At 67.2% G+C, this 25,578-nt stretch carries 23 protein-coding genes; 11 read left to right on the forward strand and 12 right to left on the reverse strand.

Going from position 1 to position 25,578, the window contains the following annotated elements; genetic code table 11:
* Window positions 1–66 precede the first annotated feature (66 nt).
* Complete coding sequence (locus QNM97_RS16620) at window positions 67–1,491, forward strand: serine hydrolase domain-containing protein (RefSeq protein ID WP_283819450.1); 1,425 nt, start codon at window positions 67–69, stop codon at window positions 1,489–1,491.
* Between the two features lie 18 nt (window positions 1,492–1,509).
* On the opposite strand, the gene cysC is transcribed toward QNM97_RS16620, so the two are convergent.
* The 9 genes from cysC to QNM97_RS16665 form a co-directional block, all read right to left on the reverse strand.
* The gene (gene cysC / locus QNM97_RS16625) at window positions 1,510–3,399 is read right to left on the reverse strand and encodes an adenylyl-sulfate kinase (RefSeq protein WP_283819451.1); all 1,890 of its coding nucleotides are present in this window, start codon (window positions 3,397–3,399) and stop codon (window positions 1,510–1,512) included.
* Window positions 3,399–4,361, reverse strand: coding sequence for a sulfate adenylyltransferase subunit CysD (gene cysD / locus QNM97_RS16630; RefSeq protein ID WP_283819452.1), 963 nt, complete (start codon window positions 4,359–4,361; stop codon window positions 3,399–3,401). The genes cysC and cysD overlap by 1 nt, the downstream gene beginning before the upstream one ends.
* Entirely contained in the window at window positions 4,358–5,158 is an 801-nt protein-coding gene (gene stf0, locus QNM97_RS16635; RefSeq protein WP_283819453.1) for a trehalose 2-sulfotransferase, read from the reverse strand. The genes cysD and stf0 overlap by 4 nt, the downstream gene beginning before the upstream one ends.
* Window positions 5,159–5,253: 95 nt before the next feature.
* The gene (locus QNM97_RS16640; RefSeq protein ID WP_283819454.1) at window positions 5,254–6,765 is read right to left on the reverse strand and encodes a sulfatase family protein; all 1,512 of its coding nucleotides are present in this window, start codon (window positions 6,763–6,765) and stop codon (window positions 5,254–5,256) included.
* Between the two features lie 42 nt (window positions 6,766–6,807).
* The gene (locus tag QNM97_RS16645; protein ID WP_283819455.1) at window positions 6,808–7,887 is read right to left on the reverse strand and encodes a quercetin 2,3-dioxygenase; all 1,080 of its coding nucleotides are present in this window, start codon (window positions 7,885–7,887) and stop codon (window positions 6,808–6,810) included.
* Window positions 7,884–8,882, reverse strand: a complete 999-nt coding sequence (locus QNM97_RS16650; protein WP_283819456.1) for an alpha/beta hydrolase — start codon at window positions 8,880–8,882, stop codon at window positions 7,884–7,886. The genes QNM97_RS16645 and QNM97_RS16650 overlap by 4 nt, the downstream gene beginning before the upstream one ends.
* 69 nt (window positions 8,883–8,951) lie before the next feature.
* Window positions 8,952–9,839 carry a LysR family transcriptional regulator gene (locus QNM97_RS16655; protein ID WP_283819457.1) on the reverse strand — a complete coding sequence of 296 codons (888 nt, stop codon included), beginning with the start codon at window positions 9,837–9,839 and terminating at the stop codon, window positions 8,952–8,954.
* 25 nt (window positions 9,840–9,864) lie between these two features.
* Window positions 9,865–11,115: an MFS transporter gene (locus QNM97_RS16660; protein WP_283819458.1), complete on the reverse strand. Its 1,251-nt coding sequence runs from the start codon at window positions 11,113–11,115 to the stop codon at window positions 9,865–9,867.
* The gene (locus QNM97_RS16665) at window positions 11,112–11,750 is read right to left on the reverse strand and encodes a GntR family transcriptional regulator (protein WP_283819459.1); all 639 of its coding nucleotides are present in this window, start codon (window positions 11,748–11,750) and stop codon (window positions 11,112–11,114) included. Before QNM97_RS16665 ends, QNM97_RS16660 begins: the two co-directional genes overlap by 4 nt.
* Window positions 11,751–11,852: 102 nt before the next feature.
* Between QNM97_RS16665 and QNM97_RS16670 the strand changes: the two genes are divergently transcribed.
* The 6 genes from QNM97_RS16670 (at window position 11,853) to QNM97_RS16690 (ending at window position 15,521) form a co-directional block, all read left to right on the forward strand.
* Window positions 11,853–12,134 (forward strand): type II toxin-antitoxin system RelE/ParE family toxin, encoded by a 282-nt coding sequence (locus QNM97_RS16670; RefSeq protein WP_208795107.1) that lies wholly within the window; start codon window positions 11,853–11,855, stop codon window positions 12,132–12,134.
* 15 nt (window positions 12,135–12,149) lie between these two features.
* A complete protein-coding gene (locus QNM97_RS16675; protein WP_208795105.1) occupies window positions 12,150–12,434 on the forward strand; it encodes a HigA family addiction module antitoxin in 285 nt (94 codons plus the stop codon).
* A gap of 148 nt (window positions 12,435–12,582) precedes the next feature.
* Entirely contained in the window at window positions 12,583–12,825 is a 243-nt protein-coding gene (locus tag QNM97_RS26660) for a hypothetical protein (protein WP_502874916.1), read from the forward strand.
* Complete coding sequence (locus tag QNM97_RS16680) at window positions 12,822–13,967, forward strand: TIGR03364 family FAD-dependent oxidoreductase (protein WP_283819460.1); 1,146 nt, start codon at window positions 12,822–12,824, stop codon at window positions 13,965–13,967. Before QNM97_RS26660 ends, QNM97_RS16680 begins: the two co-directional genes overlap by 4 nt.
* Before the next feature lie 35 nt (window positions 13,968–14,002).
* The gene (locus tag QNM97_RS16685) at window positions 14,003–14,686 is read left to right on the forward strand and encodes a phosphonatase-like hydrolase (protein ID WP_283819461.1); all 684 of its coding nucleotides are present in this window, start codon (window positions 14,003–14,005) and stop codon (window positions 14,684–14,686) included.
* Between the two features lie 103 nt (window positions 14,687–14,789).
* The gene (locus tag QNM97_RS16690) at window positions 14,790–15,521 is read left to right on the forward strand and encodes a GntR family transcriptional regulator (protein WP_502875061.1); all 732 of its coding nucleotides are present in this window, start codon (window positions 14,790–14,792) and stop codon (window positions 15,519–15,521) included.
* A 20-nt stretch (window positions 15,522–15,541) separates the two neighbouring features.
* On the opposite strand, the gene QNM97_RS16695 is transcribed toward QNM97_RS16690, so the two are convergent.
* Window positions 15,542–16,699 (reverse strand): nucleoside triphosphate pyrophosphohydrolase, encoded by a 1,158-nt coding sequence (locus QNM97_RS16695; protein WP_502875062.1) that lies wholly within the window; start codon window positions 16,697–16,699, stop codon window positions 15,542–15,544.
* Window positions 16,700–17,001: 302 nt separating this feature from the next.
* Between QNM97_RS16695 and QNM97_RS16700 the strand changes: the two genes are divergently transcribed.
* Window positions 17,002–18,129 carry a M48 family metallopeptidase gene (locus QNM97_RS16700; RefSeq protein ID WP_283819463.1) on the forward strand — a complete coding sequence of 376 codons (1,128 nt, stop codon included), beginning with the start codon at window positions 17,002–17,004 and terminating at the stop codon, window positions 18,127–18,129.
* Between the two features lie 12 nt (window positions 18,130–18,141).
* Here the strand turns inward: QNM97_RS16700 and mfd are convergent, their stop codons facing one another.
* A complete protein-coding gene (mfd, locus tag QNM97_RS16705; RefSeq protein ID WP_283819464.1) occupies window positions 18,142–21,717 on the reverse strand; it encodes a transcription-repair coupling factor in 3,576 nt (1,191 codons plus the stop codon).
* A gap of 90 nt (window positions 21,718–21,807) precedes the next feature.
* On the opposite strand from mfd, the gene QNM97_RS16710 reads away from it, so the two are divergent.
* On the forward strand, window positions 21,808–22,602 hold the full coding sequence (locus tag QNM97_RS16710; RefSeq protein WP_283819465.1) for a dioxygenase family protein: 795 nt from the start codon (window positions 21,808–21,810) through the stop codon (window positions 22,600–22,602).
* Between the two features lie 15 nt (window positions 22,603–22,617).
* On the opposite strand, the gene QNM97_RS16715 is transcribed toward QNM97_RS16710, so the two are convergent.
* Entirely contained in the window at window positions 22,618–23,313 is a 696-nt protein-coding gene (locus QNM97_RS16715) for a TetR/AcrR family transcriptional regulator (protein ID WP_208795093.1), read from the reverse strand.
* Window positions 23,314–23,593: 280 nt separating this feature from the next.
* Here QNM97_RS16715 and QNM97_RS16720 point away from each other — a divergent pair, with 280 nt between their 5' ends.
* On the forward strand, window positions 23,594–24,238 hold the full coding sequence (locus QNM97_RS16720) for an ABC transporter permease (RefSeq protein ID WP_208796042.1): 645 nt from the start codon (window positions 23,594–23,596) through the stop codon (window positions 24,236–24,238).
* On the forward strand, window positions 24,235–25,539 hold the full coding sequence (locus QNM97_RS16725; RefSeq protein WP_208795091.1) for an ABC transporter ATP-binding protein: 1,305 nt from the start codon (window positions 24,235–24,237) through the stop codon (window positions 25,537–25,539). The genes QNM97_RS16720 and QNM97_RS16725 overlap by 4 nt, the downstream gene beginning before the upstream one ends.
* The last annotated feature ends 39 nt before the right edge of the window (window positions 25,540–25,578 follow it).

Below are 25,578 nucleotides of genomic sequence, written 5' to 3' on the forward strand. Positions count from 1 at the left end.
TCGGCCGCGGTCGACGCACGGCCTGTGCCAGACTGCGATATCGGTGCAGTCGGGTTCAGGGGTGAGATGGTGTCCGAAACGCGGGTTTCGCGAAAGTTCTTCGTGAATGTGCTGGTCGTCGTGCTCACGGTGGTGGCCTCGGTGACCGCGATGGCGGGCACCCGCGCTCCGGCAGCGGCCGCCCCACCGCCACCGGCCTCGTGTACACAGCCGGCCGGTGCACAGCCGACAGTGATGGCACCCGAGCGTCTCGGGGTGGACAAGGCCGGTCTCGACGACGCCATCGCATTCGCCGCGTCCCGGATGCGCACTCACATCCAGGTCTTCCGCAACAACTGCTTGATCGGCAGTGGACCGCTGAACGAAGTCACCGGCAAGGTGCCGTGGAATCTGTTCAGCTCCACCAAGAGTGTGATCTCGATGCTCGCGGGAATCGCATACACGCAGCACAGACTCGATCTGAATGCGTCGATCGCGCAGTATCTCCCGTCGGGCGAGGCCGATGCCGCGCATGCACGAATCACCGTCGCCGATCTCCTCACCCAGACCTCCGGCCTGTCGCAGTCGATCCTCAGTGAGGCGGTCACCGCAGGCCTCGACGTGGATCCGAACATCGCGAAACAGGCTCTTGCGCTGCCGGTCACCCACCGTCCGGGGACCTTTTTCGAGTACACCCAGCACGGTCCGGATCTTCTCGCCTACGTCGTGCAACGAGCCGTCGGCGAAGACCTTCAGCAATTCGCTCAGCGAAATCTGTTCGGTCCGTTGGGGATCGATGCCCACGACTATTACTGGGCACGTGACCGGTCCGGGAACACCTACGGTTACGCGTTTCTGTTCATGCCACCGGCCGACTATGCCAGGCTCGGACTGTTGATGGCCGGTGACGGGGTATGGCGATCCCGGCGGATCATCGATTCCGACTACATCACGCGGTTGCGGACGCCCTCGCCGACGAATCACTGTTACGGGTATCTGTTCTGGGTCAACAGTTCTCCGTGTACCGGGCCATCCTTCCCGTCCCGTCAGACGGTCGATCAGGCCCCATTGGCCGGGTTACCCTCCGACGCCTACGCGATGGTCGGATTCCTGCAGCAGAACAATTTCATCGTCCCCAGTCTGGGACTGATGGTGAGCTGGAACGGGTTCCTCGGCGACATGTCCCCCGATCCGGCCACTGATCTCAGCGCCAGCCCGATCAGCGAGCTTTATCACACCTTCTTCCGGAAGCTGGTCGCAGCCTTCCGCTCTCCGCGCCTGCCCGACCCCGGTCCCTACCTGCCCGCGATGAACCTGAATCTCGACCCGATGCAGTTCGCCGACCCCAACATCACCCTCGGCGCACTCGGCATTGGCCCCGACGCCCCGCGTGACTGCACCGTACTGTCGTGCGGCAACACCCCGCTGCGTGCGCCGCTGTCGGGCAACCCGGGTTGCTTCGCCATCACCTGCCTGCCGCTCACCGCACTGGCACCGCACCGGGTGGGCTGAGCGCGATCTCGGTGGCCATCACTCATCTATGATGCCGCGTTCGACCAGCAGCGCGAGCACACGGCCGGCGAGTTCGTCGATGTCGGCACCGGTGGTATCGAAACGCAGATCCGGTGATTGCGGCTTCTCATAGGGTGCGTCGATCCCGGTGAGGCCCTTGAGTTCACCGCGCCGCACACGCGCGTAGAGACCCTTGGGGTCGCGTCGTTCGCACTCGGTGACCGGCGTCGATACGTGTACCTCGATGAAGTCGAGCTCGGCGGCGCGATGCAGTTCGCGGGCGATCTCCCGATCGGAGTGCAGCGGCGAGACCATCGACGCGATCGCGATGACCCCGGCGTCGGCGAACAGACGCGCGAGATGCCCGACGCGCCTGATGTTCTCGGCACGGTCACCGGGCGAGAATCCCAGGTCGTCGGAGATGCCGTGCCGGATGTTGTCACCGTCGACGAGATAGGCCACCCGCGTCCGGTTGACCAGTTCACGTTCGAGCGCCACCGCCACCGTCGACTTGCCCGACGCGGGTAATCCGGTCAGCCACACCGTCGCCCCGCGTTGTCCGGTCTTGGCCCACCGTTCGGATCGCTGCAGCGAACTCGGATGCCACTTGATGTCATTGCGCGTCGCCTTGCCCGGAATGACCTCCCGTGCCTCGAGGATCGTGCCGGCCGCCACCGTGTCGTTGGAGGCCTCGCCGATGAGGATGAACGCGCCGGTGTCACGGTTCTGTGCGTAGGTGTCGGCCACGACGATCGATGAGGTCCGCAACGTCACCGTACCGATGTCGTTGAGCCCCAACTCCGTTGGTCCGACGACCTCGAGTAGCGATTCGGGGTCGAGGCGTCGTTCCAGCGACTGCACGGTGGCGCGCACCGTGGTCGCGCCCTGCTTGAGGGCAACGCGGTCCCCGGCGTGCAGAGGCGCCGACGACAGCCAGCACAATGTGGCCGAGAGTTCTCGGGCCGAGACCGGCAGGTGTGCGTCGGGCGCGCCGCTGATGATGACATCGCCACGGCCGACGTCGATCTCGTCGGCGAGCTGCACCGACACCGACAGCCCGGCGACCGCGACGGGCCGCTGGGGGTCGAGGGTGTCCACCGCCGTCACCGTGCTGACCGACCCGGACGGCAGCACGGTGATCGGATCACCGGGCGCCAGGGCGCCCGCGGCCACGCGGCCGGTGTAGGTCCGTTTTCCGTCGGGCCCGGGGCGCGACACCCACTGCACCGGCAACCGGAGTTCCCGCGGCTGCGGCGACGGTGCCGTCAGCTCCACCGCCTCGAGATACTCCAGCAGGGTGGGTCCCGCGTACCACGGCGTGTTGGCCGACCGGTGGACCACATTGTCGCCGAGGGTGGCGGCCACCGGGATCGCCGTGATCTCACCGATCCCCAATTGCACGGCGAGTTCGGTCAATTCGTCCTGCAACTCGCCGAAGCGCTGCTGTGAGTAGTCGACCAGGTCGATCTTGTTCACCGCGGCGATCACGTGCGGCACCCCGACCAGGGTCGCGATCCGGGCGTGGCGGCGGGTCTGGCGTTGCACACCGTGGCGGGCGTCGACGAGCAGCACGGCCACGTGGGCATTGGACGCCCCGGTGAAGGTATTGCGGGTGTAGCGCTCGTGGCCGGGGGTGTCGGCGAGAACGTAACTGCGTGTGTCGCTGGCAAAGAACCGGTAGGCGACGTCGATGGTGATGCCCTGCTCGCGTTCGGCGCGCAGACCGTCGGACAATGCGGCCAGGTCGACGTCGCCGTCGGAGGAGGTGACGCCGGCCAGATGGTCGGTGGGCAGGCTGCCGGTGTCATGCAGCAGCCGTCCGATCAATGTGGATTTGCCGTCGTCGACGCTGCCCGCGGTCGCCAGCCGCAGGATCTGGCGGCGCGCAGTGGAGATCGCGGTGCTCATCAGAAGTATCCCTCTCGCTTGCGGTCCTCCATCGCCGCCGAGGACGTGCGATCGTCGGCGCGGGTCTCCCCCCGCTCGGAGACGGTCGCCTCGCTGATCTCGGCGATGATCTCGGGAATGGTGGTGGCCCTCGACCGCACCGCACCGGTGATGGTGAGGTCACCGACCGTGCGGTACCGGACCCATTCGGTACGCACGTCGTCGGCCGCGGTCGGCTGTGAAAACGGCGACACCGCAAGCAGAATGCCGTCCCGGTCGAAGACCTCGCGTTGCGACGCGTAGTAGATCGACGGCAGGTCGAGACCCTCGAGTTCGATGTAGCGCCAGATGTCGGTCTCGGTCCAGTTCGACAACGGGAACACCCGCACCGACTCGCCACGCCGGATGCGGCCGTTGTACAGCGACCAGGGCTCGGGACGTTGGGCCCGCGGATCCCATTGTCCGAACTCGTCGCGGAAGCTGAACACCCGCTCCTTGGCGCGGGCACGGTCCTCATCGCGGCGGGCACCGCCGAACGCGGCGTCGAATCCCCCTTCTTCCAAGGCGTCCAACAGGACCCGGGTCTGCAGCCGGTTGCGTGATCCCGACGGGTCGGTCGATTCGGCGATGCGCCCGGCGGCGATCGCGTCGGGTACCGACGCCACGATGAGTGTGATGCCCGCGGGGTTGTCGGTACTCGCGGCTACGCGTCGGTCCCGGAACTCGATGACCTCGTCGAAATTGTGGCCGGTGTCGACGTGCAGGATCGGGAACGGCAGTGGGTGCGGACGAAAAGCCTTCTCGGCCAGCCGAAGGAGCACGATCGAATCCTTGCCGCCGGAGAACAGCAGCACCGGTCGCTCGAGTTCGGCGACCACCTCGCGGATGATGTGTACCGCCTCGGACTCCAGGATACGCAGTGCAGCAACATGATCGAATGCGGCGGCCCCGTTCTCGGGGGCAGCGGCGTCGGGAGAGGTCATAGCGGATATCCGTTCCTTTCCGCATCGCGGCGGTAGCGCTGCGCCCATTCCTTGGACCTCGCGTTGGACTGCGGTGCGATCGGCGGGGGTGGCGCCAGATCGGGATCGAGGCCCAGCGCGGCGAGCACGCCGGCAGTCGTGCCCTGCGGATCCTTGACCAATTCACCGAATTCGATGTCGATCGGCGTGATGGCCTCGTCGGCGAACCAGCGGCGCCACTGCCGTTCCTGATCGGCGAGGATCGCCGCGAGATGCGCGATCCCCTCGGCGTTGTACTGCGCACGCTCATCACGCGCCGGGTCGAAATGCGGACCGTGGCCATCGCGCCAGACCCGCGTCTGTACCGCACGCCACATCGACACCGCTTGTGGCACAACGTCATCGCGGAACACGTGAACGAACAGCGGATCCGCCCCGAGGAGTTCACGCAGGGCGGTCCGCAACGATCCGGAGCCCACCCGGGTCCGCGCGATGAGCAGCGGCGTCTGATTCCACATCAATTTGCCGCCCCACACCCCGTTGGCGCTGCGACCGGCGGCCAGGACATCGAGCTGCCACCGGGTGAAGTCGCGGGTGTCCACGGCACCGACGTCGATCTCGTCGAGCAGGTCGAGTATCGCCGAATCCCGCACTCCGGCAAACCATTCACGGGGCTGCGGCGATTCCGAGGACGAGGCGAAGTACTGGAAGAACTCCTCGGGCGTTCCGGCCACCCCGGTGGCCGCGAGTGACTCGACGAGCAAGGTACTACCGCTACGCTGGCTCGCACACACCAGGTAGCTCTGCGGGTGGGGCATCGGCTCAGTCTAACCACGCCGAAACCGAGCGCAACCTGGGCTTTTAGCCTCAATACGCGGGTAATTGTTGACTTTTCGCGATCGGGGTGAAGCGCTCAGCGGGGTGTGCGATCGGCGGTGGACGCGCGCACCGCATCGCCCTCGCCGGAGGTGATGTCGCCGTCGAGCTCACGTCGCGCACCGAGCGGGCGACGTGAGGGCAGGGCCTCTTCTTCCGGCGCGGTGTCGAGGGCTTTCGCGTGGAAGGCCGCCATGAATCGCTCGGCGATGGCGGTGCCCTCGGGTTCGGGTGGGAGCTCGTCACCGGTGCTCGTGCGCCACCGGGCAAGACGGTCGGCGAGATCGGCGCGGATCTGCGCGTAGGCGGGATCCTCGGCGACATTGTTGCGCTCATCCGGATCGGAATCGAGGTCGTAGAGCTCGACACGGGGTCGGTCGCGCTCGGTCACCGCCGGATCGATGGAGCGCGCCGAGGCACTGTCGGCGATGTCGAGGGGCAGCAGCAGTTCGGGTCGGTGCGCGTAGTTCTCGATGTAGCTGTGGTGTTTGGTCCGCAAGGCGCGGATCGGGTCGAACGCGTCGTGGTAGGTCTTCTCGGTGTAGACCTCTTCGCGGCAGACCTCTTCGCGGACCGACCGACCCGCCTGGACCAATTGCGCGACGTGCGAGCCGCCGTCGACATCGGCGGGTACGCCGAGCCCGAGCAGATCGAGGATCGTCGGGGTGAGGTCGACCCCCGAGAACAGGCCGTCGTAGACCTGCGGTGACATCGCACGCGCCGCCGGCGGCCGGATGATCAGCGCGATCCCGGTGCCCTGGGCGTAGAGCGTCGACTTCGCGCGGGGAAAGGCCAGTCCGTGGTCGGTGAGGAAGACGATCCACGTGTTCTCGGTGAGCCCGAGATCGTCGACCGTCTTGAGCAGCCGGCCGACCGCGGCGTCGGCCTTGGTGATGCTGCCGTGCAGTCCTGCCAGGTCTTCCCGCACGTCGGCGGTGTCGGGAAGGAATCCGGGAACGTCGATCCCGGAGGTGTCGGCGGGCGGATATTCGTCCTCGGGATAAGGGCGATGGGTCTCGAAGAACCCCGCGGTCAGCAGGAACGGCCGGTGCGGTGCGGTGCGGACGTGGTGGCCCAACCACCACTGCGACTCGGCGACGACGTAGTCGCAGCGCGAGTCGGACACGTCGACCGAGTCGAAGCCGATGCTCGTCGGATCGGTGCTCTCGTGTTGCATGCCGAACAGGACCGTCCGGTAGCCCGCGTCACCCAGGATCTGCGGCAGCGTGCGCACCCCCTCGCGATAGGCGAACCCGTGATGGGCCAACCCGACGAGCCCGTTGCGGTGCGGATACTGCCCGGTGAACAACGACCCGCGCGCCGGCGAGCACAGCGGCGCGGTGGCGTGTGCATCGGCGAAGCGGATACCCGAGGCCGCCAGCCGGTCCAGATGCGGGCTCTCGACGCCGTCGGCGCCGTAGCAACTCAGGTGACGGCCGAGATCGTGCCAATGCACCAGGATCACGTTCTCGCGGGCCGGTTCTCCTGCCGTCCGATCCGGCGCGCTCCGATCCGGCTCCGCGCTGTCGTGCACATCGTCAATGGGCATCGTCCCATGATGCACGCAGCACTGTTCTGCCGTCGCAAACGGTCAGAGATCGAGTCCACGTGTCCGCGTCGGTGGCGGACCGACGAACTCGAGGTCGAGGTCGAGGTCGGCCATGGCCGCGCCGAGCTTGCCCATCATGTGCTCCGGGTTGATCAGTCCCTCGGTGTGGACGAGGTCGTCGGTGGCCTCGCCGGTGACGTCGAAGAAGTTCTCGAACACGTCGGAGGTCAGGATGCCCAGCATCCGGGTGGTGTGCGCGTCGAAGGCGAAGCTGTGGATGGTGCCTGCCGGTGCGTGCAGGTAATCCCCGGCGGTGAGCAGGGTCTCGACGCCGTTGACATACAGCCATACCCGGCCGGAGAGGACGAAGAAGTTCTCCGTGTGGTGGCGATGGAAGTGCTGCGGGATGTACGGCGACCGACCACCGAGGGTGAGCACCGAGAAGTACCGGCCTCCGGTGTTGGCACCGCGCGCCTGATAGGAGTTGAGGGAGTCCGGCCAGGCGCGCCGATCCCCGGTGAGTGCCCGCAGGAAGTATCCCTGCGGCCCCGACGGCAACGCGTCGTCCCACTCGTCGGATGCCGCCGCGGGCGCCTCGTCGTGGGCACGTGCACCGACCGACGAGAAGAGTTCTGTCAGCGGCGTTTTGACGCCTGCTCGGGCATCGGCGGAGTAGATGTGGGAGTTCACCCCCGCACCGCTGCCGGCGAGGGCGTCCAACGCACCGCCCGGTGCGGAGAAGAACAGGATGCGCGAGCAGTGCCCGAGCATGCGGTAGGCGACCGGCGTTCCCGGCGGTACGTGGATGGAGTCGCCGGGCGCGAGAACACGGCTGCGCCCCGGGAGCCAGAACTGCACCGATCCCTCGAAGACGTGGTAGGAGCGCTGATGGTTCGGCAGGACATGGAATGCGGCGCCGGCGCCTCGCGGGCCGAGAATGAATGCGGCGTCGAACAATCCGCCGGTGTCGGCGGTTCGCGCGATGACCGTCCAGAGCTGGTTGTCGATCTCGTAGCGCAGCCCCTCCCCGCTCGCGAGGCGATACGGGACGGCTTCACCGGGGAGGGCATCGATGATCGGGGCACGATCATGCATGGCATCCGGGTCGATGGTGGTGGTCATGAGTTCTCTCCTGGGGTGTGGGCGGGTCGAGACGGGGCCGACGACGAGACCGACGCGTCGGGGCGCAGATGACGGACGAAGAAGCCGGCGATCTCGTCGAAGCCGAAGTCGGTGCGGCCCTGGGTCTGCCGCCCGTCGCGGGCGGAGTGCAGCAGAGCGGGAGCGGCCCCCTCCGCGGCGAGCCTGCCCTCGTCCATCGCCGGCGGACCCGGGACGTCGGATCGTCGGGGCGGGTTCAGGAAGCCGTGCCGGTAGCCGTCGACGAGGTAGAGGTCGGCCTCCACCCCGGCGTCGGCGAGCGCGCGGAACAACAGGCGGCTGTGATCGTCGCCGACGAGGACATCGGCGGTACCGTGCGAGATCTGGAAGGGTGGGGCGTCGCGGTGAACGTGATACAGCGGACTCGCTGCGCGGGCGGCGTCGCCGAGATCGGCGGGGTCGCCCCCGAGGAGCGGCCCCTCGGGAGTCAGAGCCGGTGCGGAGCCGCCGGGCAGCGGCTGTCCGGGTGCCACGTCGCCGGCGACGAGCGTTGCCGGACCGTAGGATTCGGCGACGGCGGACACCCGGGCGTCGACGTCGGCGTCCTCGCCGGGCAGTCGCGCGCGATGCGCGTTGAGCCCCACGAGCGCCGCGAGGTGACCGCCGGCCGAGGCACCCCACACCCCCATGCGTTCGGGGTCGATGCCGTATTCGTCTGCACGGGAACGCAGATGGTCGATCGCCGCGCGGACGTCGTGGAGTTGCGCCGGGAATCGGGCGTCACCGCTGAGTCGATAGTCGATGCTTGCCATCACGAATCCGGCTGCGGCGAAATGACGGTGCAGATCCGGGCAGAGCGTGCGGTCGCCGGTGAACCATCCGCCACCGTGCACGAAGACGATGGCCGGATGGGGTCCGGGGGCCGAGGGGCCGACAAGATCGAGGAGCAGGTCACCCGACGGCCGGGTGCGGTAGACGACGTCGCGCTGCACGGCGTCGGACGGGGAGGAACTCACCGTGCCAGTGTCACTGCGGAAATGTGATCTGGTCCACATGGAATCGCCTCACGATCATGAGGCCGGGCCTCATGATCGAATCTCGGCGGCAACCTGCTCGGCAATGGCGGCGAAAGCATCGACGAGGGCGTTCGGCTTGGCGCGCGGGTGACACAGGTAGGTCGTGACCGGCGGCAGGTCGACGATCGGGATATATCGCAAACCCGGTCGCGCGTGGGTCACCATGGCCGACGACCCGCAGATGTTGACTCCCACCCCGGCGCTGCACAGCTGCAGAACATCGTCGAAATGTGTTGCCAATGGCCGGATCTCGAGATGTCGACCACTGGGGCGCGGATCGACGAACCAACTCTGCGAGTCGCCGCCACCACGCATCCCGATGAAGGTCTCGTCGTCGGTCTCGGCCAGCGTCACCGCATCCCGCCCGGCGAGACGATGCCGCTCGTTGACGACGAGCACCCGATCCTCGGACCACAACGGTCGCACCACGATCCCCGTCGGCTCGGCGGGCGGCTGATCGGCGATCATCAACGAGACGTCGACCTCTCCGGAGCGCAGCGCGGTCAGTGCATCGGTGAGTGGTAGGCCGTGGATCTGCCAGGTCGCGTCCGGGTGACGCTCGACGGCCGTCGCGAGCAGCCGGTTACTCATCTCGCTCGACGCCGCGATCCCGATGCGCAGCACCGACGCGGTGCCCGAACCGTCGGCCCAGGCGCTCACGGCATCCATCGCGGCGATGGCCTCACGAGCGAGCGGGACGAGGGCGGCACCGTCGGCGGTGAGTTCGACCTGCCGCGAGGTGCGGCGAAACAGTGTGACGCCGGTCCGGCGTTCGAGTTGCTGGATCTGCTGGCTCAGCGAGGGCGCCGAGATGTGCAGGCGCTGCGCGGCGCGCGTGAAGTGCAGTTCCTCGGCCACCGCGAGGAAGTAGCGCAGGTGCACGATGGTGAGATCCACTTCCCGATGTCCTCCTCGCCGCGGCTCACCCCAGTGTGGCAGGCAGATGCTTGCGTGATCCGCCGATCACCACCAGCAGCGACACGAGGAGCAGTGCGGCCAGGATGAGCAGCAACTCGACGGTGGTGAACGGCGGCGTCAGCGCGGCCAACAGGGTCGGGACCGCGAAACCGGTGTAGGCGACCGCATAGAAGACGCCGGTGAGTTTGGCGAGTTCGTGTGCGGGCGCGATCCGTTGGACCTCCAACAACCCCGACACCAGCCCGATGCCGAAGCCGCATCCGAGCACCACACTCGCGGCCACCCCGACGAGCAGATCGTCGTTGGTCACCGCGACCAGCATGACCGCCATCCCGACGACGAGGATCACCAGTGCGACGATGAGTCCGCGAGCACTCGACTGCGAGTCGATGCGGCGCGCCAGCGGTTGGATGGCAGCACCGGCACCGAGCGCGATGACGCTGAGCAGCGTGGCGTACGCCAGCCCGAGGCCACCTGCGGCGTCGGCCAGCAGCACCGGCTGGTAGCCGTAGGAGAGCCCGCAGGCGACGAAAAGCCAGGGGCCACAGATCATCACGACACGCACGAAGCGCCGGTGACGCGCGGAGGTGACCCGCAGCCGGGCCGAGATCGGTGCCGGCGCCTGGGGTCGTACCGTCTCCGGTGCGCGGCCGATCAGCACCAGGAACGGCGCCGACACCGCGATGTGCAGGACGAACGGGAGAATCTGCGGAATCGGCCCCCACTGGGCGATACACCCGGCGATCAACGCACCCGAGGCCGAGCCCAGGGTGAACGCCAGTGACGCCCGACGAGCGCCGGCGCCGCGGTCGGCGGCCGGATCGAACGGCGCCGTCGACAACTCCTTGAGCCAGCTCGTACCCACCGACATCGCCGTCCCGACCGACATGCCGGCCAACAGTCGTCCGGCGATGATCGGGAACTGGCCGAGCTCGTCGAACGCCAACAGCACGCTGCCCGCCACACCGAAGGCGACGCCGGCGATCATCGGCACCCGGCGACCCAGGTGATCCGACACCGCTCCGGCGATGATCAGTGCGGGAGCCAATCCCGCGACGTAGACCCCGAGGAACAGGGTCACCGTCGCCGACGAATAGTGCTCGACGTCGCGATACATCAACAGCAGCGGGCTGAACTGGTTGCCCGACCAGGCGCAGACGAACAGCGCGCCGAACACCAGGACCCACGGGCGACGATCCGGACCGCGCGGGTCACGCGGCGACAGGGCGGCGCCGATGGGCATCGACGAACTCATATCGCCCCCTGATAACGCGCGAGGTGCGCCTCGAGAAGGCGCTCGTACTCCTCGCGCTCCCCGGCGAACAGGCAGGCCGCCAGCCATTGGTGATCGTCGTGCGAGGCCGGGAGGGTGGCCGGATCGATCCGCAGCAGCACGTTGCGCAGACGCTGCTGCCGCCCGCGCAGGAGCTCGTAAAAGTGCGCGGCGATCGGGTTGTTCGACGCGCGTACCGCCAGGAGATGGAACTCGTCGTCGGCCTCGACGAAGCCGTCGACGTCGGCGTCCGCGGCGAGACCGGCCTGCCGGGCAAGGTTGCGCTCGATCAACTCACGAAACTCTGCCGACGGACCGCCCGCTGCGAAAACCTGCCGTGCAGAGGCGCTTTCGATGGCTTGTCGCATGGCGAGCACGTCGGCGGCCTCGGTCGCGGTGACCGGACTGACCACCGCTCCGCGGCGCGGGATGAGAGTGAGGAACTGCTCGGCGGCCAGCCGCAGGAACGCCTCGTGGACGGGCGTTCTGCTCAGGCCGAGGTCGGCGCCGACCTCGACCTCGCTGAGCAGTGTGCCACCGGCGAGCGCGCCGGAGATGATGCGCTCGCGGGTTGCGGCGTACGCCTCGTCGGCGGCGTTGGACAACTGTGCGGGCATGCGACGACCCTACACCTTGCATGCAAACATGCATACAAGAGACGTCCGGTCGACCACTCGACCGCGATTGAGGCGCGTAACGGTACGCGTTACACTCGAAGGGTGATCCAGTCGTTCGCCACCAAGGACACAGAGAGGGTGTGGGCACGAAAGTTCGTACCCCGTCTCGGACCCGAGCTCACTCGGGTGGCGCACCGTAAGTTACAAGCCCTCGACGCCGCCCAGCGACTCGCTGACCTCGCATCCCCTCCCGGCAACAGACTCGAACCACTGTCCGGCGACCGCGCCGGACAACACAGCATCCGCGTCAACGACCAGTACCGATTGTGCTTCACCTGGACACCGGTTGGACCCGTCGACGTGGAGATCGTCGACTACCACTAGCTCTTGGAGAAACCCATGCCCGACTTCGAACCGATCCATCCCGGCGAGACACTCGCCGCCGACTACCTACCCGACTACGGCCTCTCTCAGCGCAAGCTGGCCGAGCTGATCCACGTCCCTCCGCGCCGCATCAACGAGATCATCCACGGCCGTCGCGCAATAACCCCCGATACCTCCATTCGACTCGGACGTCTCTTCGGGCAGTCCGAGACCTTCTGGCTGAACATGCAAACTCGCTACGACCTCGAGATTGCCCGCGCGACAACCGATGTCTCGGACATCACGCCTCTGGCAAGCTGAGTCGCACCACAAGGACCGACCGGACCGCCCCCGGCGCACGGAACTCCGGGCAACCTGCGGCACTCTGCCTACCCCGCTCAATGCCTCGACCGCTGACGAACGGTCGCGGAGATCCGCGAACAGGGCGCGTATCACGACCATCCTGCGGATGGCGACCAGCGAACCTGCCCGACTCTTCGGCCCGGAGTCCACTCAGGGGCACGTGGGCGTCGGACGCCGAGCTGATCTTGTTCTCCTCGAAGATGATCTACACGCGTTATCCGGCGGCGAACATTCTCGATCTCGTAACGCCACACTTACCCCGCGTAGCCCAGCCGTCACCTCACTTGTATACCTTTCTTATAAGAAAGTATTGACATCACGCTGGCGCGACGGGAAGCTACGACCATGACCACACCTGGCACCTCGTACGACGTCGTCGTCGTCGGGGCCGGCATCGTCGGCCTCGCCCACGCCTATCACGCACAACGCCGCGGACTCTCCGTCGCTGTCGTCGAGCACAACGACCAGGTCGCGGGCGCGTCGGTCCGCAACTTCGGGCACGCCTGCATGACCGCCCAGTCCGGACAAGCCCTGGACTATGCGCGTGCCGGACGCCGTCATTGGCTCGATCTCGCCGAGAAGGCGGGATTCTGGGCGGCGCCGACCGGTACCACGGTCCTGGCCCGGCACGCCGACGAACTGGCCGTGATGAGCGAGTTCTCCCAGGCTCACGGATCGGCGGCGGCGGTACTCCTCGACCGCGACACCGTCCTCGAGCGGGTTCCGGCCGCCGCCCACGGCGTGGTCGGCGGCATGTACCTACCGGCCGACCTCCAGGTCGACCCACGCGCCGCCACCCCACGGATCGCCGCGTGGCTCGAGACGCAGGGCGTCACCTTCTTCTGGCGCACCGCAGCAACGTCTTTCGACACCGGAGTGGTCCGTACCTCACGGGGTGAGCTGCGTGCCGGCACCACCTTCATCACGGTGAATCACGACATCGATCGGCTCTTCCCCGAGGTCGCCGAGGACATCGGCCTGCAGCGGTGCCGCCTGCACATGATCAAAGCCGCTGTGCCGACCCGTTTCCCGCTGACCACACCCCTGTTCACCGGGTGGTCACTGTTGCGCTACAGCGCCTTCGAGACGATGCCGTCGGTGCACCGGGTCGCCCAACGGCTGCACACCGCCCACCCCGGATACACCGCACTCGATCTTCACCAGATGTACACACCACAACCCGACGGCACCCTGTTGATCGGCGACACCCACCTCCGCGAGGTCACCGAATCGCCGTTCCAGGGCGAGGACGGATTCGCCTGCCTCCTCGAGGTCACCCGAGAGTTGTTCGGGGTCAACAGCATCGACGTCATCGAGCGCTGGCAGGGTGTGTATGCGACGGCACCCGGCCGTGAATTCCTGCTGCGCGAGCCACTTCCCGGCACCCACATCGTCACCGTCACCACCGGCATCGGCATGACCACCGGCATGGGTCTCGCCGAGTCCAGCGTCACCGCCGCATTCGACCCGTCTACCAGTTTCGCCCTCTGATGTCCACCACCGACCACCACAGGAGTACACCCCACATGTCCACTCTCCCCACCGAACTCATCGTCTTCGACATGGCGGGCACCACCGTCTCCGACGAGGGACTCGTGATCGCGAGCTTCCGCGCCGCCGACGAGCACGCCGGGCTCTCGCGCACCGAGGCGGACCGCGCGGCGATGCTCGACTACGTCTCCGAGACCATGGGACAGTCGAAGATCACCGTGTTCCGCCACCTCGCCAAGGGCAACGAGGAACAGGCACAGTCGGCCAACAAGGAGTTCGAACGGACCTATGCCCAGCTCGTCGGCGAAGGCCGGTGCTCCCCGATGCCCGGCGCCGAGGAACTGTTCTCCCACTGCCGGGAGATCGGCGTGAAGATCGCCCTCACCACCGGTTTCGCACAGCAGACCCAGGAAGCCATCCTCGAGGCGCTCGGCTGGAGCGACATCGCCGACGTCGTCCTCTGCCCCGGCGAGGAACTCCGCGGCCGCCCCCACCCCGACATGCCGCTGGCCGCCCTGATCACGACCCGCACCAGCGCTGTCGAGGCCGTGATGGTGGTCGGCGACACCGCGTCCGACGTCACCACGGGACTGCGCGCCGGCGCCGGACTCGTCGTCGGAGTGCTCTCCGGGGCCCACGACGCCGAGGCGCTGCGCGCCGCGGGCGCGCACGAAGTCGTCGACAGCGTTGCCGACCTGAGCGGGCTCATCCGCCACTGATCGCCTGCGGAATTTCAGAACCGCTCATCGCCGCTCCGACCTAGGTATACAAGTACAGAAGTAGTACAGTATGCGAGCGGACTGAGTGTGGTCACAAACGGAGGTGTCGGTGTCGCCGAGATATCAGGAGATCTACGAGGCGCTGCGCCACCAGATCGTCGACGGCACATATCAACCCGGCGACGAGTTACCGCCGGAGACCGTTCTGATGGATCAATGGCAGGTCTCGCGCGGCCCGATTCGGCAGGCGCTCTACAAGTTACGGACCGAGGGTTTCATCTACACGACCCGCGGACGACCCGCCCGCGTCCGACGGCCGCACTCCCCGACGCAGACATTGTCGTCGTTCACCCCGTTCTCGCAATGGGCGCTGACGACCGGTCGGGAACCGGGTAACCACACGATCAGTGTGTCCCGCACCCGGGTGACTGCCGAGATCGCCGAGGCGTTGCAGATCGGGGTGGACGACTTCTTGGTCGAGGTGGTCCGACTGCGCACCCTCGACGGCATTCCGGCGCTGCTGGAGCGCAGCCGCTTCACCACCGATGTCGGGGCGAGTCTGTTCGACTTCGACCCCGACAAGGGGTCGATCACCGATCATCTCGTGGACGAGGGGGTGCAGTTCGCCTCGATGCGCCACGAACTCGACGCCGTCGCCGCCGATGCCACCGACGCCGAAGCACTCCGGATCGATTCGGGTGCACCGCTCCTGCGGGAGCGGCGCACCAGCTATGACCCCCAGGGGCGACCGTTCGAGTACTCCGACGACCGCTATCGTCCCGACCAGGTGACGTTCTCGATCATGAACACGATGACCGGCGACGAACGCGGGTGAGGCCGGCCGGCGGGCGCCGGTCAGTGCGTGGGCGGTTCGGTCGTGTCGACGACCTCGACGTCGATGATCTCCTCCTCGGAGACCTCGACGGCGACACCCGCACCCGACGAGCCCGATTCACCCGGCGCCACCGAATCGCCTACCTCCTCGGTGGCAGACTCGGTCACCACCGGAATCTCGTCGGTGATCTCCGTCCGAGCCTCGGCGGGGACTTCGCGGCGCGACTCCCCCTCGGCCACATCCGCATCGACCGATTCCGGTACGGCCGTCCCGTCGAGCCCTGCCGTCGCATCGAGGACGGCCGCCCAGGAGTCCGGGCCGTCGAGGGTCACACCGTCGCGAGCCGCTCGCTCCTCGGCAGCGCGGACCTGCGCCATCAGCGCCAGGGTGCGGCGACGCGCCTGATCCTCGACGCTGTCGTCCCCGGCCGTCACGGTCACCGAGAGCACGGCCGGGTCGATGCGCTGCACCGGATATCCCGCGGCGGTGAGCCTTTCGAGGACCTTCTGGGTGAGCGCCAGCGCCGGCGCCGTGGTGGCGATCCCGTCGAGTACCGATCCGCGGTTCTTCTCGGCGGCTTTACGTTCCTCCCACTCGCGGATCTGCGTCTCGAGGTCGGCATGGGCACCGGACAGCACACCGGGCGTGCGGCCGCTGACCTTCTCGGTGAAGCTGCGGGCCACCGCGTCGATGTCGAAGGGATCGGTGGGATCATCGGCGGCGATCCGGGCATGAAAGAGCACCTGCAGCAACAGGTCTCCCAGCTCTTCCCGCAGGCTTGCCTGATCCCGGGCGTCGATGGCGTCGAGGAGTTCGTAGGCCTCCTCGAGGAGATAGCGTCGCAATGAGGCATGGGTCTGCCGGCTCTCCCACGGACCATTGCGGCGCAACGTGTCCATCAACGCGACCGCGGGCAGCAGGTCGCTGCCACTCGGGATCGTCGCGGCGATCACCTGGTCTCCCTGCGCGATTCGTGCCGCCACGAGCGGATGGCGTCGATCGGTCGACAGCAGCGTCCCGGCGATCCCGTCCTCGGCGAACACCGGCTCGAAGTGGTCGAGATCCCACAGCACGGTGGTCGGGACGTCCTCGGTGACGAAGACGGTGCCGGACAGGTGGGCACGCGCGCGCACGGGAATCATGTCCGGGCGGAGCGGATCGAGCAGGACCACCGTCATCTCCAGGTGCCTTTCGTCTGCGGGCTGCGACAACAGCACACGGTAAGGAACAACATCGCGGTAGCTCACCGACAACATCACAACGGTAATCGCTGCACAAGCGACATCGTGGGACGTCACCGAGCGGGTCTCGCAGGACGACGCCGGCATGTGCGCCCATCGCGTTGACCACTCGGGCAGCCGACTCCGGAGTCGTCCGACCGCATGAACATCCACAATCTATTGCCGATGATCAACAACCGATTCGCTACCCTATACCCTGTCCGAATCGTCGGAGATCCGTGTCGTGGGAGGAAAGCCACATGTCGAGTTCCACCGAGGTCGTCGCGTCGCGAGCGCAGTTCCCCGGGATCAGTTCGCGCACCTGGGAACATCCGTCCGACCGCACCGCGCTGACCGCTCTGCGCAAGCTCAAGGGATTCGACCAGGTCCTCAAGACGCTGTCGGGGCTGCTACGAGAGCGTCAGCATCGGCTGATGTACCTGGCCACGTCGGCGCGCGCAAGCGACAAGCAGTTCGCCGACCTCGATACGCTGCTCGGTGAGTGCGTCGCCACCCTCGATGCCCCGACGACACCCGAACTGTTCGTCACACAGTCACCGATCGTGAACGCCTACTGCATCGGCATGGACACCCCGTTCATCGTGGTGACCTCGGCGATGTACGAGTTGATGGATCACGACGAGATGCGCTTTGTGATCGGACACGAACTCGGACACGCACTTTCCGGCCATGCGGTGTACCGCACGATGCTCATGCACCTCACCCGGCTCGCCGCGTCCATCGGTTTCATCCCGATCGGTGGATGGGCCCTGCGCGCGGTGGTCGCCGCGCTGATGGAGTGGCAGCGCAAATCCGAGCTCTCCGGAGATCGCGCCGGCCTGTTGTGCTGCCAGGACCTCGACGTCGCGCTACGGGTCGAGCTCAAGCTCGCGGGCGGCAAACACCTCGAGCAGATGGACACCCAAGCCTTCGTGGCGCAGGCCCGGGAGTACGAGCGCACCGGGGACCTGCGCGACGGCGTGCTCAAACTGTTGAATCTCGAGTTGGCGACCCATCCCTTCTCGGTGCTGCGCGCAGCCGAACTCACCCGCTGGGTCGACCGCGGCGAGTACGGCCGAATCCTCTCCGGCACATACCCGTTGCGCACCGACGACGACACCGCCAAGTTCTCCGACGACGCCGGCGAGGCCGCCCGCACCTATCGCGACAACTTCGACGAGTCGCAGGACCCACTGGTCAAGGGGTTGCGCGACGGGCTCTCCGGCGTGGTCGACGGCGTCGGGCAGGCCGCGGCCGACGTGGCGGTCACCGTCAACCGCAAGTTCTCCCAGTGGCGGACGAACGCCCAGCAGAAGTACGACGAGACCAACCAACCCCCGCCGGCCCCCGACTCTGACGCCCCTGGCTCTGAGCCCACCGAATCCTGAGCCCACAGACTCCTAGTCGGCCGGAGTGGGTTTGAGCTGCGTCAGGAACGTCGTCAGATAGTCGATGAGTTCGTTGTCCCGCAAGCGCGCGGACCCGACGCCACCGGTGCGCGGAATCGGCAGCGTCACGACCGATGTGGTGGCGCGGTAGGACGCCGCCGAATACAGCCGCTTGAGCCGGACCTGTTCGCTGTCGAGCAGATGCAGCGGCGAGATCTTGACGTTGGTGCCGATCGCACCGATTTCGGCGACGCCCCGTTCTCGGCACCGCAGACGGAGTTTCGCGATCGCCGCGAGCCGCCGGGTTTCCTCCGGCGGTTCGCCGTACCGGTCGAGCAACTCCGCGAGCACCGCGGAGACCTCGTCGTCGTCGGTGGCCGAGGCGAGTTTGCGATACGCCTCGAGACGCAGACGATCGGAGTCGACGTATTCGACCGGGATGTGGGCGTCGACCGGCAGATCGATGCGCACCTCCGTCGATTCCTCGGTGGTGACCGGTGTGCCGTCGGCCGCGGCCCGGTAGGCCTCCACCGCCTCGCCGACCAGGCGGACGTACAGATCGAAGCCGACGCCCGCGACGTGTCCGGATTGCTCTGCGCCGAGGACATTTCCGGCCCCGCGCAGCTCGAGGTCCTTGAGCGCCACCGCCATTCCGGCGCCGAGCTCGTTGTTCTGCGCGATGGTCGCCAGGCGGTCGTAGGCCGTCTCGGTGAGCGGTTTCTCGGGGCTGTAGAGCAGGTAGGCGTATCCGCGTTCACGGCTGCGGCCGACGCGTCCACGCAGCTGATGTAGCTGCGACAGGCCGAGATTCTCGGCACGGTCGACGATCAGCGTGTTCGCGTTGGAGATGTCGAGTCCGGTCTCGATGATGGTGGTACACACCAGCACGTCGTATTCGCGGTTCCAGAATCCGGACACGGTGCGCTCGAGTTGATCCTCGTTCATCTGTCCGTGTGCGACCACCACCCGTGCCTCGGGCACCATGTCGGCGATGTCCTTGGCGGTCTTGTCGATGGTCGAGACCCGGTTATGGACGTAGAAGACCTGCCCGTCGCGCAACAGTTCTCGGCGAATCGCCGCGGCAACCTGCTTGCGCGCGTAGGCGCCGACGTAGGTCAGCACCGGGTGGCGTTCCTCGGGCGGGGTGAGGATCGTCGACATCTCCCGGATGCCCGCCATCGACATCTCCAGGGTGCGCGGGATCGGCGTAGCCGACATCGTCAACACGTCGACGTGGGTGCGCAGCGACTTGATGTGTTCCTTGTGCTCGACGCCGAAGCGCTGTTCCTCGTCGACGATCACCAAACCGAGGTCGTTCCAGACGATCCCGGTCTGCAGCAGACGATGGGTGCCGATGACGACATCGACCGACCCCTGCGCCATCTGCTCGATGATCTCCTTGGACTCCTTGGTGTCGGTGAAGCGCGACAGGCCACGCACCCGCACCGGGAACCCGGCCATCCGTTCGGCGAAGGTCTGCAGATGTTGTTGCGCCAGAATGGTTGTCGGGACCAGCACGGCAACCTGTTTGCCGTCCTGGACGGCCTTGAACGCCGCGCGCACCGCGATCTCGGTCTTGCCGTAGCCGACGTCGCCGACGATGACGCGGTCCATCGGGACCGCCTTTTCCATGTCGTCCTTGACCTCGCCGATCACCGTCATCTGGTCGACGGTCTCGGTGAAGTCGAAGGCATCCTCCATCTCACGCTGCCATGGTGTGTCGGGACTGAAGGCGTAACCCGGGGCGGCGTGGCGGGCGGCGTAGAGTTGCACGAGCTCACCGGCGATCTCGCGAACCGCCTTGCGCGCCTTGCGTTTGGTGTTCTGCCAATCCGAACCGCCGAGTTTCGACAGGGACGGCTGTTCACCGCCGACGTAGCGGGAGAGCTGGTCGAGGGCGTCCATCGGCACGTAGAGGCGGTCGCCGGGTTGCCCGCGTTTGCCGGCGGCGTATTCGAGGACGAGGTACTCCCGCCGCGCGCCCGAGACGGTGCGTTCGATCATCTCGACGAACTTGCCGATGCCGTGCTGGTCGTGCACCACGAGATCACCGGCGCTCAGCGCGAGCGGATCAACCTGGTTGCGCCGCTTGGCCGGAAGCCGCCGCCCGTCACGCACGGCCGCGACCCGCGCTCCGGTCAGGTCGCTCTCGGTGACGATCACCAGACCGGCCGAGGGGGCGATCACGCCGCGCCGCAGGGTGCCGCAGTACACGCTCACCTCCCCGGGGACCGGTGGGGCACCGGCGTCGGCGAGCACGTGCGGAACCTCGGCGTCCGAGAGCCGTTCGGCGATGCGGGTCGCGGTCCCTTTGCCGGCCACCACGATTGCCGCGGGTTTGCCGGTGGCGACGTGCGCGCGGAGCATGGCGAAGGTCTGCGCGATCTCGTCGTCACTGCCGTGCGGAGTGGGCCCCGGGGTCAGGTCGAGGTCGAATTCGGCGTCGAAACCCGACGACAGCGGGCTCAACGTCCACCAGGACCTCCCGGCCTCGACCGTGGTCTCGAGAACCTCGTCGAGCGGCCGATACGCGCTGGCCTGCAAGTCGATTCCGGCGGTACCGCCGCGGGTGTCGACCGGCGCCGAGGCACCCAGTGCGGCGGCGTTCCAGGACGCCTCGAGGAACTCCGCCCCGGTCGCGGCGAGGTCGGCGGCGCGGGTCCGGACCTTCTCCGGGTCGAGGATCAACACCCGCGACCCGTCCGGCAGGACCTCGGTGAGCAACTGCATCCGTCCGTCGACCAGTGCCGGGATGAGGGCCTCCATCCCCTCCACCGGGATGCCCTCGGAGAGTTTGGTCAGCATCTCCGACAACGCCTGATCCGCGGAATGTTCTGCGGCGAGGTCGGCCGCGCGGTTGCGCACCTGATCGGTCAGGACCAGTTCGCGGCACGGGTGGATCTGCACCACCGAGGCGTCGACCTCGGGCTGGCTGCGCTGATCGGCCACCGAGAACGCCCGCATCTCGGTGATCTCGTCGCCCCAGAACTCCACTCGAACCGGGTAGTCCGCAGTGGTCGGGAACACGTCGAGGATGCCTCCGCGGACCGCGAACTCACCCCGACGACCGACCATGTCGACGCGCTCGTAGGCCATCTCGACGAGGTCGGCGAGCAATGTGTCGAAGTCGATCTCGATGTTCTCGCGCAGCGTGATGGTGCGGACCTCACCGAGACCCGGTGCCATCGGCTGCACCAGCGAGCGCACCGTCGTCACGACCACTCGTAGCGGCGTCTGCCCCGGCTCGGCGAGTCGATGCAGCACCGCGAGGCGGCGACCGACGGTGTCGGCGCTCGGCGACAGACGTTCGTGCGGCAGGGTCTCCCACGACGGGAACTGCGTGACCGCGGCGGGATCGTCGAGGAGTTCGGCCAGTTCCGCGGTCAGGTCATCGGCCTCACGACCGTTGGCCGAGACCACCAGCAGCGGCGCGGGGCCGTGCGCGAGCGCGGCCACCACGAAGGGCCGCGCGGCGTCGGGTCCGGTGATGTCGAGACGGGGGGTGTCGCCCTTCTCGCGCAGGGCGGACAGCGATGCGTCCGAGCACGTGACCGCGGCGAGCCCGGCGAGGGCAGGTGAAGAGGACACTCGTGCGATTGTAGGTCGTGTGCCGAAGGCCACCGTCGCGCGGGCGGATCGCCGCGAAATGAAACGGACCGCGGTTCTGTTTCGTATCGTATGACCATGTCAGAAGCACCGTCACGCGCGCCCGTCCTGTTCTTGAGCCACGGCGCCCCGCCACTCGTCGACAGCGAACTGTGGGTGCAGCAGTTGCGCACGCTGGCCGCGCGACTCCCCCGACCACGCGCGATCCTCGTCGTGTCGGCGCATTGGGAGGCCGCGCCGCTGACGATCGGCTCCACCGACTCGCGCACGCCGCTGACCTACGACTTCTGGGGATTCGACGAGCGCTTCTACCGCACCACCTACGACTCGCCGGGCGCACCCGACCTCGCCGCCCGGGTCGAGGCACTGATGCCCGACGGCACCCCGGTCGCACACGACGCCCGCCGACGCCTCGACCACGGCGCCTACGTTCCGTTGACCGTGATGTATCCCGACGCGCAGATCCCGGTCCTCCAGGTGTCGTTGCCGACGCTCGACCCGGAGGCGTTGCTGGCGCTCGGCAGGCGACTGGCCCCCTTGCGTGACGAGGGCGTGCTCGTCATCGGCTCCGGCTTCACCACACACGGACTTCCGTATCTGACCGATCGGCGTCCCGACGCACAGGCCCCGACGTGGTCGGCCGAGTTCGACGCATGGGCGCACGAGTGTTTCGCAGCCGGGGATGTGGAGTCGCTCATCGACTTTCGGCGCCGGGCACCGGGAATGCCCTACGCGCACCCCACCATCGAACATTTCGCACCGCTGTTCGTCGCACTCGGAGCGGGCGACGATCCCGAACAGCGGCCCGACGAGGCGATCGACGGCTTCTGGATGGGACTGGCCAAACGCAGCGTCGTGCTGACCTGACGACGCTCTCGGTTCTCAGTCCGTCTCGGGCGTGCGGTGATCGGGTTCGACGTAGTCGGGCCCGACGAGTTCGGGATGCGGGTCGAGGCGGGTCAAGCCGTTCCAGCACAAGTTCACCAGATGGGCGGCGACCACCTCTTTCGACGGCTCACGCACGTCGAGCCACCACTGTGCGGTCACCGAGACCATGCCGACGAGCGCCTGCGCATAGAGGGGCGCGAGCGTCGGCTCGAAACCACGCCGCTCGAAGTCGCCGGCCAGGATGTGCTCCACCTGGCTGATGGCGTCGTTGAGCAGGCTCGAATACGTGGCCGTCTCGCTGCTGTTGGTGGAGTCACCGCGTACCAGGATCCGGAAGCCGTCGGTGCGTTCCTCCATGTAGGTCAACAGCGCCAGCGCCACCTGCTGGATGCGATACAGCGACCGGTTCTTGCTCAGTGACGAGGTGACCATCTCCAGGAGCGTCTCCATCTCCCGGTCCACGACGACGGCGTAGAGCCCCTCCTTGCCGCCGAAATGCTCGTACACGATCGGTTTGGACACCCCGGCGCGCTGCGCGATCTCCTCGATGGAGGTCGCCTCGAAACCACGCTCGGCGAACAATCCTCGCGCCACCTCGATGAGTTGCAGCCGCCGTTGCGCACCGGTCATCCGGGCCCGCGGAGCACGCTGGACCTCGTCGGATTTGTCGGTGGGACGACTGATTGCCATGCCGACCAGCTTACGACCTCGACGGAAACCACGACATCCGCCGAACAGGCCTCAACACCTGCGAGCCCCGGCCTGCGACACCGTCGATGGACTCACCGGGAATCTTTGTGACCTCATCGATATCTATGCAGGTCAGCAACGGCATTCTCGTGCCGATTCGACGGCCGGGTGGGACCTTTGCGCGCGAATTGCCCCACCGCGCCGCACATTCCGCCGTAAGGTGATCGAAGGTCGATTGCGTCTACCGCGCAAGTGCCCCATGCGTGAAGGGATGTCGGACGTGCACCTTTGGGACTACATCTCGCAGCACGCAAGCACTCTGACGTTCCTGACGTATCAGCACGCCTCCCTGGCATTTCAAACCGTCCTCGTGGGAACGGTGATCGCGATCGTCGTCGCCGTTCTCGTGTATCGATTGCCGCTGGCATCGGCGCTGACGCTGACATCGAGCCGCGTGGCCCTGACGATTCCGTCGCTGGCCCTGTTGGCACTGCTGATCGTGCCCTTCGGACTCGGCGTGGTGCCGTCGTTCCTCATGCTCGCGTTCTTCGCGACGATGCCGGTGATCGGCAATGCCGTCGTCGGTCTGCGCTCGGTACCGGGCAGCGTCGTCGAAGCGGCGCGCGGAATCGGGTTGTCGCGGTGGCGAATACTGCTCACCGTCGAGCTGCCGATCGCCTGGCCGGTGATCCTCACCGGCATTCGGGTGTCGACGCAGATGATCGTCGGTGTCGCCGCGATCGTCGCCTATGTACTCGGTCCCGGCCTGGGATCGCTCATCTTCAGCGGACTTTCGCGCCTCGGCGGCGCGAACGCATTGGAAATGGCCCTCACCGGAACGATTCTCATCGTCATCGTCGCCCTGGTCTTCGATGCCCTGCTCGTTCTGCTCGGCCGACTCACCATCTCGAGGGGACTGAAATGACCCAGCCAGCCGACGCCACCGTCTCGGCGGCCGCCACCGACCGCACCGTCACCGGCGCGTCGATCACCCTCGAGGGTGTCGTCAAAAGATATCGGGGACAGGACAAACCCGCTGTGGAGCGCCTCGATCTCGACATCGACGCCGGGCACATCGTGGCGTTCGTCGGACCGTCCGGATGCGGCAAGACGACGACCCTGAAGATGATCAACCGGCTGATCGAGCCGACCGAGGGCAGGATCTACATCGGTGGCCGCGACGTCACCAAGGAGAACCCCGACAAGCTGCGGCAGTCGATCGGATACGTCATCCAGTCCGGCGGATTGTTCCCGCACTGGGACGTCGCCAAGAACATCGGCGCGATTCCCCGAGTGCTCGGCTGGAACAAGAAACGCATCGCCGAGCGCACCGAGTACTTACTCGATCTCGTCGGCCTCGACGCCGACGCATTCGCCCACCGGCTCCCCAAGGACATGTCCGGCGGCCAGCAGCAGCGCGTCGGTGTGGCCCGCGCGCTCGCCGCCGACCCACCCGTCCTACTCATGGACGAACCGTTCGGCGCGGTCGATCCGATCACCCGGGTTCGCTTGCAGGACAGCCTGATCGGTATCCAGAAGGAACTCGGCAAGACGATCGTGATCGTCACCCACGATTTCGAGGAGGCCACCAAACTCGGCGACAAGGTGCTCATCCTGTCGCAGGGCGGCCACGTCGAGCAGTACGCCACCCCCGAGGAGATCCTCGCCAACCCGGCCACGCCGTTCGTCGAGGAATTCATCGGATCCGGTGCGACACTGGCACATCTGACCCTGTCGCGGGTCCGCGACGTCGCCCACGACGAGGTGACGACCGTCCACGTGGGCGAGCCGGCGGCCGACGCGCTGACCAGGGCCCGCGCAGCCGGCCACAAATGGGTGGTCGTCGTCGACCAGGCCGGCCACCCACGTGCGTGGCCGTCGCTGGAGGAGCTCGCGAGCAAGAAAACCGTGTCGGACTATGTGGACCAACGACTCCCGGTGGTCGCATCCTCCTCCACCCTCAACGACGCACTCGACACCATGCTCGCCGCCAGCCAGGGCGGAACACTGGTGACCGATCGACGGGGCGCGGTGATCGGCTCCCTGGGCATCAAATCCGTCATGGACATCATCCAGGCACAGCTCGCCGAGGCGCGAGAGGAAGAGTCGCACACCTCCTACATCGAACACGCCGACGGTACCGGCCCCATCGAGACACCGATCGTGGCCGCCATCGACGACGGCGAGGACGACGTGGACGCCGAACGAACGGCGTCGGGCGCATGACGAGCCCCGAGGCAACCGGCGCCACCGGGATCGCAGCCG

The sequence above is a fragment of the Gordonia sp. L191 genome, assembly GCF_030077625.1.
GTDB lineage: Bacteria > Actinomycetota > Actinomycetes > Mycobacteriales > Mycobacteriaceae > Gordonia > Gordonia polyisoprenivorans_A.

What these genes read in the sequence shown, in the direction of transcription:
- QNM97_RS16695 (WP_502875062.1), bottom strand. Translation starts at nt 16,699, where the DNA reads ATGACGGTGGTCCTGCTCGATCCGCTCCGCCCGGACATGATTCCCGTG.
- QNM97_RS16725 (WP_208795091.1), top strand. Translation starts at nt 24,235, where the DNA reads ATGACCCAGCCAGCCGACGCCACCGTCTCGGCGGCCGCCACCGACCGC.
- stf0 (WP_283819453.1), bottom strand. Translation starts at nt 5,158, where the DNA reads ATGCCCCACCCGCAGAGCTACCTGGTGTGTGCGAGCCAGCGTAGCGGT.
- QNM97_RS16645 (WP_283819455.1), bottom strand. Translation starts at nt 7,887, where the DNA reads ATGACCACCACCATCGACCCGGATGCCATGCATGATCGTGCCCCGATC.
- QNM97_RS16620 (WP_283819450.1), top strand. Translation starts at nt 67, where the DNA reads ATGGTGTCCGAAACGCGGGTTTCGCGAAAGTTCTTCGTGAATGTGCTG.
- cysC (WP_283819451.1), bottom strand. Translation starts at nt 3,399, where the DNA reads ATGAGCACCGCGATCTCCACTGCGCGCCGCCAGATCCTGCGGCTGGCG.
- QNM97_RS16715 (WP_208795093.1), bottom strand. Translation starts at nt 23,313, where the DNA reads ATGGCAATCAGTCGTCCCACCGACAAATCCGACGAGGTCCAGCGTGCT.
- QNM97_RS16640 (WP_283819454.1), bottom strand. Translation starts at nt 6,765, where the DNA reads ATGCCCATTGACGATGTGCACGACAGCGCGGAGCCGGATCGGAGCGCG.
- QNM97_RS16660 (WP_283819458.1), bottom strand. Translation starts at nt 11,115, where the DNA reads ATGAGTTCGTCGATGCCCATCGGCGCCGCCCTGTCGCCGCGTGACCCG.
- QNM97_RS16685 (WP_283819461.1), top strand. Translation starts at nt 14,003, where the DNA reads ATGTCCACTCTCCCCACCGAACTCATCGTCTTCGACATGGCGGGCACC.
- QNM97_RS16710 (WP_283819465.1), top strand. Translation starts at nt 21,808, where the DNA reads ATGACCATGTCAGAAGCACCGTCACGCGCGCCCGTCCTGTTCTTGAGC.
- cysD (WP_283819452.1), bottom strand. Translation starts at nt 4,361, where the DNA reads ATGACCTCTCCCGACGCCGCTGCCCCCGAGAACGGGGCCGCCGCATTC.
- QNM97_RS26660 (WP_502874916.1), top strand. Translation starts at nt 12,583, where the DNA reads ATGGCGACCAGCGAACCTGCCCGACTCTTCGGCCCGGAGTCCACTCAG.
- QNM97_RS16700 (WP_283819463.1), top strand. Translation starts at nt 17,002, where the DNA reads ATGTCGAGTTCCACCGAGGTCGTCGCGTCGCGAGCGCAGTTCCCCGGG.
- QNM97_RS16680 (WP_283819460.1), top strand. Translation starts at nt 12,822, where the DNA reads ATGACCACACCTGGCACCTCGTACGACGTCGTCGTCGTCGGGGCCGGC.
- QNM97_RS16665 (WP_283819459.1), bottom strand. Translation starts at nt 11,750, where the DNA reads ATGCCCGCACAGTTGTCCAACGCCGCCGACGAGGCGTACGCCGCAACC.
- QNM97_RS16675 (WP_208795105.1), top strand. Translation starts at nt 12,150, where the DNA reads ATGCCCGACTTCGAACCGATCCATCCCGGCGAGACACTCGCCGCCGAC.